Annotated in this window: 12 protein-coding genes and 1 pseudogene; 10 read left to right on the top strand and 3 right to left on the bottom strand. The window is 72.3% G+C overall.

What is annotated here, in order from left to right; all coding sequences use genetic code 11:
* The 3 genes and pseudogenes from J5Y10_RS12955 to J5Y10_RS12945 form a co-directional block, all read left to right on the top strand.
* Positions 1–106 (top strand): annotated as a pseudogene (locus J5Y10_RS12955) (IS5/IS1182 family transposase); the annotation flags it as partial.
* 85 nt (positions 107–191) lie between these two features.
* Positions 192–818 (top strand): response regulator, encoded by a 627-nt coding sequence (locus tag J5Y10_RS12950; protein WP_209374124.1) that lies wholly within the window; start codon positions 192–194, stop codon positions 816–818.
* Positions 819–1,184: 366 nt separating this feature from the next.
* The gene (locus J5Y10_RS12945) at positions 1,185–1,388 is read left to right on the top strand and encodes a cupin domain-containing protein (RefSeq protein ID WP_209374122.1); all 204 of its coding nucleotides are present in this window, start codon (positions 1,185–1,187) and stop codon (positions 1,386–1,388) included.
* 54 nt (positions 1,389–1,442) lie between these two features.
* Here J5Y10_RS12945 and J5Y10_RS12940 read toward each other — a convergent pair whose 3' ends face one another.
* Positions 1,443–2,402: a PfkB family carbohydrate kinase gene (locus J5Y10_RS12940; protein ID WP_209374121.1), complete on the bottom strand. Its 960-nt coding sequence runs from the start codon at positions 2,400–2,402 to the stop codon at positions 1,443–1,445.
* Between J5Y10_RS12940 and J5Y10_RS12935 the strand changes: the two genes are divergently transcribed.
* From J5Y10_RS12935 to J5Y10_RS12915, 5 genes are read left to right on the top strand one after another with little or no spacing between them, the layout of a single operon-like run.
* Entirely contained in the window at positions 2,401–3,117 is a 717-nt protein-coding gene (locus J5Y10_RS12935; protein ID WP_209374120.1) for an RluA family pseudouridine synthase, read from the top strand. The two genes, J5Y10_RS12940 and J5Y10_RS12935, sit on opposite strands and share 2 nt — an antisense overlap.
* A 50-nt stretch (positions 3,118–3,167) precedes the next feature.
* Complete coding sequence (locus J5Y10_RS12930) at positions 3,168–4,883, top strand: sensor histidine kinase (protein WP_209374119.1); 1,716 nt, start codon at positions 3,168–3,170, stop codon at positions 4,881–4,883.
* Positions 4,883–5,476 (top strand): HD domain-containing protein, encoded by a 594-nt coding sequence (locus J5Y10_RS12925; RefSeq protein WP_209374118.1) that lies wholly within the window; start codon positions 4,883–4,885, stop codon positions 5,474–5,476. Before J5Y10_RS12930 ends, J5Y10_RS12925 begins: the two co-directional genes overlap by 1 nt.
* A 50-nt stretch (positions 5,477–5,526) precedes the next feature.
* Positions 5,527–6,198, top strand: coding sequence for an HAD family hydrolase (locus J5Y10_RS12920; RefSeq protein WP_209374117.1), 672 nt, complete (start codon positions 5,527–5,529; stop codon positions 6,196–6,198).
* 3 nt (positions 6,199–6,201) lie between these two features.
* Positions 6,202–6,540 (top strand): hypothetical protein, encoded by a 339-nt coding sequence (locus J5Y10_RS12915; RefSeq protein WP_209374116.1) that lies wholly within the window; start codon positions 6,202–6,204, stop codon positions 6,538–6,540.
* Positions 6,541–6,552: 12 nt separating this feature from the next.
* Here the strand turns inward: J5Y10_RS12915 and J5Y10_RS12910 are convergent, their stop codons facing one another.
* Positions 6,553–8,883: an FdhF/YdeP family oxidoreductase gene (locus J5Y10_RS12910; protein WP_209374114.1), complete on the bottom strand. Its 2,331-nt coding sequence runs from the start codon at positions 8,881–8,883 to the stop codon at positions 6,553–6,555.
* Positions 8,884–9,004: 121 nt separating this feature from the next.
* Between J5Y10_RS12910 and J5Y10_RS12905 the strand changes: the two genes are divergently transcribed.
* Positions 9,005–9,253, top strand: a complete 249-nt coding sequence (locus tag J5Y10_RS12905) for a hypothetical protein (protein ID WP_209374112.1) — start codon at positions 9,005–9,007, stop codon at positions 9,251–9,253.
* A 44-nt stretch (positions 9,254–9,297) separates the two neighbouring features.
* On the opposite strand, the gene pbpC is transcribed toward J5Y10_RS12905, so the two are convergent.
* Positions 9,298–11,283 carry a penicillin-binding protein 1C gene (pbpC, locus tag J5Y10_RS12900; RefSeq protein ID WP_209374110.1) on the bottom strand — a complete coding sequence of 662 codons (1,986 nt, stop codon included), beginning with the start codon at positions 11,281–11,283 and terminating at the stop codon, positions 9,298–9,300.
* Between the two features lie 150 nt (positions 11,284–11,433).
* Between pbpC and J5Y10_RS12895 the strand changes: the two genes are divergently transcribed.
* On the top strand, positions 11,434–11,901 hold the full coding sequence (locus tag J5Y10_RS12895; RefSeq protein ID WP_209374108.1) for a CAP domain-containing protein: 468 nt from the start codon (positions 11,434–11,436) through the stop codon (positions 11,899–11,901).
* Positions 11,902–11,984 lie beyond the last annotated feature (83 nt).

Genomic DNA, 11,984 nt, shown 5'->3' with positions numbered 1-11,984 from the left:
CTGCCACCTCAAGAACTGGCGAAGGCTGGCGACCCGCTACGACCGCCTCGCGCGGAACTACCTCGCCAGCCTCGCTCTCGTCGCCACCGTCAGCGAGTGGACCTGAATGAGTCCCCTACCTAGTCCTCAGGGCCCTGCAGGTTTCCGAGGTGCCGCCGACGCGAGGCCATGCGGGAAGCCGGGGCGAGTTCGTGGCGGTCTCGGTGACGGATTCAGGATCGGGTATCGAGCCCGAGCTGTTGGGCCGGATCTTCGAACCGTTCTTCACGACCAAGGAGGTCGGCAAGGGCACGGGTCTTGGGCTGTCGCAGGTCTACGGCTTCGCCAAGCAATCCGGAGGAGAGCTCCAGGTCGAGAGCAAAATGGGGGATGGCACGACCTTCACGCTCTATCTCCCGAAGGTTGAGCCCAGGCCGGTGGTCGCGCGACCGCCAACAGGTGCCGAGGCAGGGCGCCCCGAGGCAGGACGCCGGAACGTGCTGCTGGTGGAGGACAACACCCAGGTTGGCGAGTTCGCCAGGCAACTGCTGGCGGACCTCGGCTACGCGGCGACCTGGGCCCCCAACGCTCAGGCCGCGTTGCAGCTCCTGCACGAGGATGCCAGCCGCTTCGATACCGTCTTTTCCGACATCGTGATGCCCGGGATGAACGGGGTGGAACTCGGCCAGGAGATCCGGCGCCGATGGCCAGAATTGCGGGTGGTCCTGACCAGCGGCTACAGCCACGTGCTCGCGACAGGGGGCGCTCAGGGCTTCGAACTCCTCCACAAGCCGTACTCAATCGAAGCCCTGTCGAAGGCGCTGAGAACGCGCCACTGAGCTGGGCTCCCTCCTCGGGAAGGCCTTCCTTCATCCGCGAGCCACAGGTCTGGTCTCCAGAGCGGACCGAGCGGAGGCCCCCGATCCTTGCACCGTCTCTTGCGATCTCGGCCCAGAGGATTTCGAAGCGGCGGGAGCTGGACGCGCCGCCGGTCGCCACCACGACTTGAACCTCGGCGCCGCTCAGGGCCGGCGGCCCCCTCCGCTTGGCTCGCCGTGATCCCAGGAACGGCAGGCCCGTCGCCGTTCCACCTCCATGTCCCTGGCGCTCCTGATGGCGTTCAGCCTCCCGGCCATCCGATTGGCAGCCTGCAGCATGGGGCGGCCGCCATTCGAACCGGGGAACAGGACAGGCTCTCCCACCTCGTGAAGGGATCCCTTCGCATCGATTTCGAGGACGGCCCGGCCGATCTCAACGCGCGTGACTTCCTCGCCATGCCGACCGGCCTCCGCCACGACCCCGTCGCGGGTGAGGAATGTTGGGTGCTACTGATCGAGCCGGCCTCCACCAGACATACGGGCGATGAGGTCACGCCGCTCACCCGCAGCCGGGAGGAGCAAGTCGGATAGGCAGGTCGGGATCTGGCAACGCGCGGCCGCCCCGGAACACGCCTCGCCCGTCCCTCACCCCTTCCGCCGCGCTCGCACGGAAGGCACGTCCCCACCTCCGGCCAGCATCTCCTCCACCATCTCCCGCCCCGGCGTCCGCCCATCCCGCGCCCGCAGCGCCCCGGCCGCGGAGGCGAAGCGGAGCGCCTCCTCCACCGCCTGTCCCTCCGCCAACGCCAGCGCATAGGCCCCGTGGAACACGTCCCCCGCACCGGTGGTGTTCGTCGCCTCCACGGGGAAGCTCGGCTGCCGCAGCGCCGCTTCCATCCCCGGGCCGCGCCACAACGTCCCTTTCTCCCCGTCCGTCACCGCCGTCATCGCCAGCGGCCCGGAGGTGAGCGCCCGCCACAGCCCCTCCTCCGGCGCCACTCCCGGCGCGAAGATCGTCAGCCCCGTGCGGGCAAAGATCACGTGCCCGGCCAGCGGCACCAGCTGCCGCAGGATCCGCTCCTCGCTCTTCTCCGCGTCCAGCACGGCGGGCAGCCCGCGCTCCCGCGCCGCGCGGAACACCGCCTCCGCCGCCTCCGGCCAGCGCGGGTCGCACAGCACGCTGCCCGCCCGCGCCAGCCGCTCCAGCGGCAGGCCGGAAGGATCGGCCGGCAGCCGCTCCCCCCGATAGGTCACGATGCTTCGCTCCCCCATCTTGTCCACGATCACGGCCGAGAGCGGGGTCCGCGCCCCCTCCGCCATGACAAGGCCGGAGGCATCCACCCCCTCCTCCTCCAGGGCGTGCCGCAGCGCCTCCCCGGCCTCGTCCCGGCCCACGCGCCCCCAGAACACGGCCCGCCCGCCCAGCCGCGCCACCGCGATCGCCGCATGGGCCGCCATCCCGCCCACCCCCACGGAATAGCCCCGCGCCGTCACCTTGGAAGGCGGCAGTTCGATCTCGTCCACGCGGAAGGTATGGTCGGTCACCACCTGCCCCACGCAGACCACCATCGCCCCACCCCGGGACGCTGAATCACCGGACCTCATGCGCGACCCCTCATCCCTGCCCGGCTGGCTCGCCGCGCGACTCCTGCACATCCGGCCCGAGCTGATGGTGATCGACAAGCCCGCCGGCCTGCCGCTCGATCCCGGCCGCACGGGCGGCGCCAGCCTTTCGGACTGGCTCCCCCTGCTCCAGCTCGGCAAGCGCCACCTGCCCCAGCCCGCCCACCGGCTGGACCAGGACACGGCCGGCTGCCTCGTCCTCGGCCGCACGAAGCCCTCGCTCGCCGCCCTCAACGCCCTTTTCGCCACCCGCGCCGTCCGCAAGACCTACTGGGCCGTCACCGTCGGCCGGCCGGATGGCAGCGAAGGCGTGATCAACGCGCCCCTGCGCAAGACGAGCACGCGGGAGGCCGGCTGGCGCATGGAGGCCCACCCCGATGGCCAGCCCGCCCGCACGGTCTGGCGCCTCCTCGGCGGGGATGGCGACCTTGCCTGGCTGGAGCTTCGTCCGGAGACCGGCCGCACCCACCAGCTTCGCGTCCACTGCGCGTTCCTGGGCTGCCCAATCCTCGGCGACCCCTTCTACGGCAACCGGCCGCATCCGGCCGGGCTGCACCTCCTCGCCCGCGCCATCGCCCTCCCGGCAGGGCCGGAAACCGGCGCCGCCCTGGCCTGCGAAGCCCCCGTCCCGGCCGCCATGGCCCCGGCCTTCGCCCGCTGCGGCGCCCCGTCGAGCAACCCTGTCACGAAAGTTTGACTAACCCCTCCCCGGGCCTGCAAAACCGTCCTCGCAAGGAACGGGGAACCATGCCGGAGGGCCTTCACATCGCGCACCTCCCACCGGCCCCGGCCATCGGTGCGGAGAGCGGTCCGGCCGCCCGCTGGACCTTCAGCCAGCGCCTTGCCCTCGTCTACGGCGCCGTCTCCCTCGTCATCCTCCTCGGTGCCGGCGCCTTCACCTGGTGGCAGGCCGAAACCCTCTCCGCCCGTAACGAGGACCTGGCGATCGCTGAGACCCGCCGGCTCGCGGAACGTGTAGGCAGCGCGCTGGAACAGGCCCGCCAGGGCGTCTCGATTCTCGCCGTAGCCGACCCCATGGCGAACGGGCCGGGTGCCTGCTCCGCCCTCCTCAACGCCGCCCACCTCACCATGGAGGCCCTGGTCCGCCACCTCTTCGTGGTGGACGCGCAGCACAGCGTAACCTGCTCCACCCTCCCCTCCATGGTGGGCCGCCAGGCCACCCAGGGCGTCTCCCGTACCGCGGAACTCACCGGCCGCCCCGTCACTGGCGCCCTCGTCCCTTCCTCCTTCGGCGCGGGCCAGGTGATCGGCGTCGCCCACCCCATTCGGCGCAACGGCCGGCACGACGCGGTGGTCGTCGCAGCCGTCACCGTGGAAGGCCTGCGGGAGGCCATAGCCCGCTACGTTCCGGCACGGGACGGGCTCCGCGTCTGGCTCCTCGATTCCGCGGAGGCCAGCGTCGGCCTCGTCGGCACGCCGGATTCCCTGCCTGTCCTGCCGGACGCGCTCCGGGCCTCCTTCAACGCCCCCACGCCGGAGGATGCCGGGATCGCCGCCGCGGCCGGCCACGTCCTCATCCAGGCCCGCGCGACGGACGACCTCTCCCTCGTCGCCTCCTTCCCGGAAAGCGCGATCCGCGCCGGCGCGCCGCTGGAAGTGGCGCTGCCGCCCCTGCTCCTCGCCCTCGTCCTGCTGGCCGGCATGGGCGCCCTGTTCTGGTCCGTCCAGCGCTTCGTCGTCGCCCCGCTGGAGGCCGCCACCCGCCGGCTGGAAGCCCCGGACGGCACCCTTCCGGCCGAGGCCGCGGACAGGGAGGCCCCCTCGGACGTGGCCGACCTCATCCGCCGCCTCGGCGCCACCCGTGCGACCCGCGACGAGGCCATCCACCTGCGCGACCTGCTGCTGCGGGAGGCGCACCACCGCATCAAGAACCACCTCGCCCTCGTGACCTCCTTCCTGCGCCTTCAGGAGCGCCAGCTCTCCGACCACGCCGCGCTGCAGGCGCTGCGGACCGCCCAGGGCCGCATGGTCGCCATCGGCATGACCTACGAGCTGCTGCATGACGGCCCGGGCCAGCGCGTCGCGCTCGACACCATGCTGAGCCGCTTCGCGCGGGCGCTGGAGGCGCGGGACGTGACGGAGGGCGCCACCGCCGCCCGGGTCGAGACCGACCTCGCGGCGCTGGAGGTGCCGGCCGACGTGGCCGTGAAGATCGCGCTGGTGGTGAACGAGCTGGCGACGAATGCCCTCAAATACGCCTTCGCCGGCCGTGGCCCGGGCACCGTGCGGATCACCCTGCGCCCGGCCGGGGAAGGCGGCTTCACCCTCCGCGTCGCCGACGACGGCAACGGCATGCCGGACGAGCTCCGCCGCGGCCTCGGCATGACGGTGGTGGACAGCCTGCTCCGCGGCATCGACGCGACGCTCGAGCGCGAGCCCGGCCCAGGCACCGCCTTCCTCATCACCTGGTTGCCACGCCCCTCGGCAAGGCCGGCCTCCTGATGTTCGCCCACCTGGACGCCTGCCGCGCCGCCCTGCGCACCCGCCTGGCGGAGCCGCACCGCGTATACCACGCGCAATCCCACGTGGATTCCATGCTGCGCGGCATGGCCGCCCTGCCCGGCCCCCTCGCCCATGCCGCCGCGATGGAGCTCGCGATCTGGTATCACGACGCGATCTACGAGCCCGCCGCGCGCGACAACGAGGCCCGCAGTGCCGCCCTGTTGCGCGCCGACCTCTCCGGCCTCGTCCACCCGCAGGTGATGGGGATCGCCGCCGAGATGATCCGCCTCACCGCCACACACGACCTGCCGCCCGACCTGCCGGAGAACTGGCGCCACGACGTCGCGCTGTTCCTTGACCTCGACCTCGCCATCCTCGGCGCCGCAACGGCCGACTACGACGCCTATGAGCGCGGCATCGCCGCCGAGTACGAGCCCATTCACGGCCGGGATGCCTACCGCACCGGCCGCGCCGCCTTCCTCCGCACCCTCCTAGACCGTCCCCGCCTCTTCCACTCCGACAGGTTCCACGCCGCGCTGGACGAAAAGGCCCGCGCCAACATCCGCCGTGCCCTCGGACACATCGCGGCCTGAACGACAGGCCCCCGCGCGGCGTTACCCGCGCGCAGCAAGGGGAATTTCCGATGATCCAGGCCGTGATCTTCGACGTGGACGGAACGCTGATCGACTCCGTCGATCTCCACGCCCGCGCCTGGCAGGACGCCTTGCGCGATTTCGGCCACGACGTCCCCTACGTCACGATCCGCGACCAGATCGGCAAGGGCGGGGACCAGCTCATCCCGGTCTTCCTCTCGCCGGAGGAGATGGAGGAGAAGCAGAAGCCCCTGGAGAAGCACCGGAGCACCATCATGAAGGAGCGCTACACGCCCCTCATCCGCCCCTTCTCCTGCGTGCCCGACCTCTTCCGCCGCATCCGCGCGGACGGCACCCGCGTCATCCTCGCCTCCTCCGCCAAGAAGGAGGAGTTGCAGGTCTTCAAGCGCATCGCCGGCATCGAGGACCTCGTGGACGGCGAGACCACGTCGGACGACTCCGAGCGCTCCAAGCCCCACCCCGACATCTTCGACGCCGCCTTCGCCCTCTGCGGCACGGAGGACAAGACCCAGGTGGTCACCGTCGGCGACACCCCCTACGACGCCAAGGCCGCCGCCAAGGCCGGTCTCCGCCCCATCGGCGTCCGCAGCGGCGGATGGGCGGACGAGCCCTTGCGCGCCGCCGGCTGCATCGCCGTCTATGCCGGCCCCTCCGACCTCCTCCTCCGCTACGAGGAAACGCCGCTGGCCGGGCGCTCCTGACCGGTGGCGGCGCGTCGCGGCCCTCTGCAGCCCGGCGACGCCGCACGCCTGGCCCGCGTCCTCGCCCTGCTCGGCTCCGACCATGACGGCGAGCGCGCCGCGGCCGCTCTCGCCGCGCACCGCCTGATCAAGCGGCTCGGCCTCACCTGGCCGGACCTCCTCGCGCCCGCCGATCCCCGCGCCGCACCCGAGCCGCCGCCGCCGAACCTGCTGGAGGCGGCCGAATCCCGCCTCCGCCAGACCCAGCGGGAGAACGCCGACCTCCGCCGCCAGATCACCCTGCTGAAGCGCCGCCTGGAGGCCCTCCAGCCCCGCCCACCCGCGCCGGAGTGGGAGGACTAGAGGGCCGCGGGCCTAGCCTTCCGCGTATTCCAGCCCCGGCTCCAGCACACGGCCGCCCTCGGAATGCACGGTCACCGGGATGCCCTTGGCCGCCGGCGTCTTGCTGCCCGCCGCGTAGTGCCAGATCGGCAGCAGCACGTTGCACTCCGGGTAGTAGCCGCCGATGCACCCGATCGGGATGTTATAGGCCACCACCAGCATTCCGGAGAGGCTGCGGTCCACCCCGTCATTCGCGACGGTCCTGAGCGTCACGGCCTGCCCGACCTTCAGTCCCAGCCGATCGATGTCGGAGCGGTTCATCAACACGACCTTGCGCGTGTTCTTGATGCCCCGGAACCGGTCGTCATAGCCGTAGACCGTCGTGTTGAACTGGTCGTTGCTCCGCAGCGTCATCAGCCGCAGGGCATCATGCCCCACGTCGGGCATGTCCTTGTCCTCGTCTAGGGCCTTCGGCGTAACGAAGTTCGCCCGCTTCGTGTCCGTGCGCCATTCCCGCCGCTTCACCGGCATGTCGCGCTGGAAGCCGCCCGGCTCCCACATGCGCCGCTCGTAGTCCCAGAAGGTGTCCGGCAGCGTCTCGCCGATCTCCTTCCGGATCTCGGCATAGTCCGTCATGTAGTCGTCCCACCGCACGCGCGGGTTCGCCTCGAACATCCTCTTCGCCAGCTCGCAGATCAGCCGGATCTCGCCGAGCAGATGCGGGGATGCCGGCCTGCGCAGGCCACGGTTGCCGTGGATGCAGCCGGAGGTGTCCTCCATGGACAGCACCTGCTGCCCCGCCGCCGTCTCGTCGATCTCCAGCCGCCCGATCACCGGCAGGATGTAGCTGATCTTGCCGGGCAGCAGCGCGCTGCGGTTCAGCTTCGTGATCACGTTCACCGTCAGCCGGATCTTGCGCCAGGCCGGCTCCATCCTCCCGTGGTCGGGGATGGCGCGCACGAAATTGCCGCCCAGCATGAAGAAGGCCTTCACCTCGCCCCGGAGAACGGCCTCGCAGGCCTCCACCGTGTTGTACCCGGCCTCCCGCGGCGGCTCGAAGCCGAACTGCTCGCCCAGCCGGTCCAGCGGGAACAGCTCCGGCTTCTCCGTCACCCCCATCGTGCGCTGCCCCTGAACGTTGGAGTGGCCGCGCACCGGGCAGATGCCCGCGCCGTCGCGCCCCATGTTCCCGCGCATCATCAGCAGGTTCACCAGCATCCGCACCGTCTCCACCCCGGCCTGGTGCTGCGTCAGCCCCATGCCGTAGATGCCGATCACGCGATGCGAGGCACCATAAACCGTCGCCGTCGCCTCCATGTCCGCACGGTGCAGGCCAGAACGGCGCTCCAGCTCGTCCCAGTCCTGCGCGCGCAGCCACGCCGCGAAGGTCTCGAAGCCGTGCGTGTGCTCACGGATGAACTCCTCGTCCAGCACCGCCGCACTCCCCGCCGCCAGCGCCTCATCGTGCATGGCCAGCACGGCCTTGCAGATCCCGGCAAGCGCCGCGAGGTCGCCGCCATTCTTGACCTGGTGGTACTGGGAACTGATCCGCGTCTCTTTCCCCGTCAGCATCTCCGTCGGGGACTGCGGATTCAGGAACCGCTCCAGCCCGCGCTCGCGCAGCGGGTTGTAGGTGATGATCGGCACGCCGCGCCGGCTCGCCTCCTGAAGCGGATGCAGCATGCGCGGCGAGTTGCTCCCGGGGTTCTGCCCGAAGAACATGATGCAGTCGGCTTTCGCAAAGTCGTCCAGCGCAACCGTGCCGACCCCCTGCCCGATGCTCAGCGGCAGCGCCACGGACGTCGTCTCGTGGCACATGTTCGAACTGTCCGGCAGGTTGTTGTTGCCGTAGAGCCGCGCGAAAAGCTGGTACAGGTAGCTCGCCTCGTTGGAGAGGCGGCCGGAGCTGTAGAACACCGCTCCCTTCTTGCGGTCCTCCACCGCCAGCAGCTCGCGCGCGATCTCCTCCACCGCATGGCCCCAGGAGACCGGCACGTACTTGTCCGTCTCCGCGTCGTAGCGCAGCGGATGCGTCAGGCGGCCGGGCTCCTCGAGGTGGTAGTCGTCCCACTCCCGCAGTTCCGCCACGGTGTGCTTCGTGAAGAACTCCGGCGTGCAGCGATGCGCTGTCAATTCCCAGGCCACCGCCTTCACGCCGTTCTCGCAGTACTCGAACGGCAGCGGGCTTGCCGGCTTCACCCAGGCGCAGCTGTTGCACTGGTAACCATCGACCTTGTTGTGCCGGCTCAGCGCGAGAGGAGCACTCGCCAGCACGCCCTCCTGCCGGAGAATATTGCCCACCGACTTCGCGGAACCCCAGCCACCAGCGGGGAGGCGATACGGCTTAAACACAGGTTTATCCACGGTTTAGCTCCAGCCGGGAACGGCGTTTCAGAAACACCAGCTCGCTCGCCGCGTTGCTACGCCGCCTGGCCGCGACGTCGTTTTCCCCGTCGCGACAGCATGTTTCTCCCGGGAGGCCGGCGTGACCATCGGACGCGACTATCTTTTGAGAAAGCCGGCCGGCCCTTCCGCGCCGAAGCTGTTCCTCGACACGCAGGTGGTGCCCGCCGCCGTGAACGTCGCGGGCAGTCTGGAAGTCGCGCTCGACCGCGCCTCCGTCCGCACGGGCATCCGGCCATCCGTGATCCTCGCCGGCGTCACGGGCGTGATCTCGCTCGCTCTCTTCCGCATCTTCAGCGACCGGAGCAGAAGACCCGGACGGCGCTACTAGGCCGGGCGCCAGCACGCAGGCGCACCGGGGAACCGCGCGGGGAACTACTCGCCCCCGCGCACCCGCACGGCGGCGCTCACCGCTCCTCCATCCGCGTCCAGCACCGTCACGCGATAGAAGCCCGGCCCCGGCGGCACCCACCCGGCCTCCCGCCGCGCCCCGCCAGAGGCGAAGGGCACGCCGTCCACCAGGAAGGTGAAGGGCCGCCGCCCCCCCGCCGCCCGGATCGTCACCGCCCCCTCGTCGATCACCGCGCCCGAGGGCGGGAAAAGCAGCCGCAACCCATCAACCGGCGCCGACCCTGCCGCCCGCGCCGCCACCGTCCCCTCCACCGCCCTCGGCGCCATCGGCAGGGCCGCGAAGACCCGCGCCAGCACCGGCAGGGCCAGGCTTCGCCCCGTCGCCCCCGGAATGGGCGTCCCGTCCGGCCGCCCCACCCAGACCCCGGCCGCGTGCCGCGCGTCGAACCCCACCGCCAGCGCGTCCCGCCCGCCCCAGGACGTTCCCGTCTTCCACGCCACCCCCTCCGGGCCGCCACCGGGGAAGCCCTGCGTCAGGATCGCCGCCACCGCATCCGCGGCCGGTGCCCGGACCACCGCCTCCCCCTCAAACGGCGCCCCGCCCGGCAGAACCCGCAGCGCCCCGCCCCGGCCGCCATCGCCGATGGCCGCTATCACCCCCACCAGCTCCCGCAACGTCACCCCGGCCCCACCGAGCGCGAGGGGCAGCGCCGCCCCGGCCCCCGGCGGCATCCGCGGCGGCGCCCCCAGCCGCTTCATGGCGGAGGCAAAGCGGATCGGCCCCAGCGCCTCCATCAGCGCCACCGCCGGCAGGTTCAGGGACTGCCGCAGGGCGGAAGCCGCCGTCACCCGCCCGGAGAACCCCCGCGCGAAGTTCTCCGGCGCCCAATCCCCGAACAGGCGCGGCAGGTCCTCCATCACGCTCCCCGGCCGCGCCAGCCCGCGGTCGAACGCCATCGCATAGAGCAGCGGCTTCAGCGCCGATCCCGGCGACCGCACCGCCCGCGTCAGGTCCAGCGCCCCCGCCCGCCCCTCGGCCAGCCACTCGCCCCCCACCACCGCCCGCGCCTCGCGCGTCCGCAGGTCCGCCACCACGATCGCCAGGGATCCCCGCTCCGGCAGCCCCGCCATCGCCTCCCGCGCGATCCCCTCCATGGCCCGCTGCAGCCCCGAATCCAGCGTGGTCCGCAGCACATCCCCGGACACCTCCCGCGCCACCTGCCGCGAAAGATGCGGCGCCAGGCCCGGCATCCGCCGCCGCGCATCCGGCATCCCCTCCGCCAGCGCCGCCACCCGCTCCGCCTCCGGCAGCGCAGGCGCCCCGCGCCGGGTCAGCACGGCGTTCCGCGCCGCCCGTGCCGCCTCCGCGTGCCGGTCCGGCCGCAACGTCTCCGGCCGGCGCGGCACCGCCACCAGCAGGGCCGCCTCCGCCACGGAAACCCGCTCCACCGGCCGCCCGAACCAGGCCAGTGCCCCCGCCCGCACGCCCTCCAGGTTCCCGCCCATCGGCGCCAGCGTCAGCCAGGCCCGCAGCACCCCCGGCTTGCCCAGCCGCCATTCCAGCTGCACCGCCCGGAAGGCCTCGATCGCCTTGCTCCGCAGGTTGCGCGGTCGCGGCTCCAGCAGCCGAGCCGCCTGCATCGACAGCGTGGACCCGCCGGAGACCACCCGCCCCGCCCGCGCCCACTGGAAGGCCGCCCGCCCCAGCGCGATCGGATCAACGCCGGGATGCCGCCAGAACCGCCGGTCCTCCGCCGCCACCAGCAACTCCACCAGATGCGGCGGCACCTCCTCCGCCCCCACAGGCAGCCGCCATACCCCGCCCGGCGCCGGCAGGGCGGAAAGGGTGCGCCCCTCCCGGTCCACCACCACGCGCCCCACCGTCTCCAGGCGGGAGAGATCCGGCGGGAACGCCCGGTCCAGCAGGAGAAGAAGCGCGATCCCCCCCAGCACGGCCCCGAGAAGCCCTGCCGCCCACCGCCCGAAGATGCCAGATCCCGCCCGCGCCAAGCCCCGTCCTCCGCCCCGCCTCATCCTCGCACGGCAGCCCCCGGCATCAAGCGGCAGCCTCCGTCGCACGGGCTGGCGCCACGAAAGGCGGGACCTGCCGAAGGCAGCGCGCCGCTGGACAGGCGCCGCGCCAGCGCCACCTTCCCTCCCATGCGGCTCACACCTGTCCTGCCGATCCTCCTGGGCGCCTGCGTCGCAGGCCCGGCCCCGCTCGACCTCGCCCCAGCCCTGCTCGCCGCCCATGCCGCCGAGCGCGCCGCCGTCGGCCTGCCGCCCCTCCGCTGGGACCCGGCCCTCGCCGCCGATGCCGGTCGCTGGGCCCGCAGCCTCGCCCGCACCGGCCGCCTCGCCCATGAACCCGGCCTCGCGGAGGGCGAGAATCTCTGGGCCGGCACGCGCGGCGCCTTCACCCCGGCGCAGATGGCAGCGGTCTGGGCCGCTGAGGGCAAGGCTTGGCGCGCCGGCGCGCGCGACCTCGCCCGCACCGGCCACTACACCCAGATGGTCTGGCGCGGCACGACAGGCCTGGGATGCGCCCTCGCCTCCGGCGCCGCCACGGACGTCCTCGTCTGCCGTTACAGTCCGCCCGGCAACATCGCCGGGCAGTCCCCCTTCTGAGGCCCGCCTTGCCCTTCACCATCCCGCGATGGCAATCTCCCGCCCGGCCCAGCAAGAGGCCGCAGGGATGCCGGCCTCACGCG

It is taken from the genome of Roseomonas indoligenes (genome assembly GCF_017813365.1).
In the GTDB taxonomy this organism is placed as follows: Bacteria; Pseudomonadota; Alphaproteobacteria; order Acetobacterales; family Acetobacteraceae; genus Roseomonas; species Roseomonas indoligenes.
The sequence above is the reverse complement of the archived record's forward strand: the minus strand, read 5'-3'. Positions and strand labels throughout refer to the sequence as shown.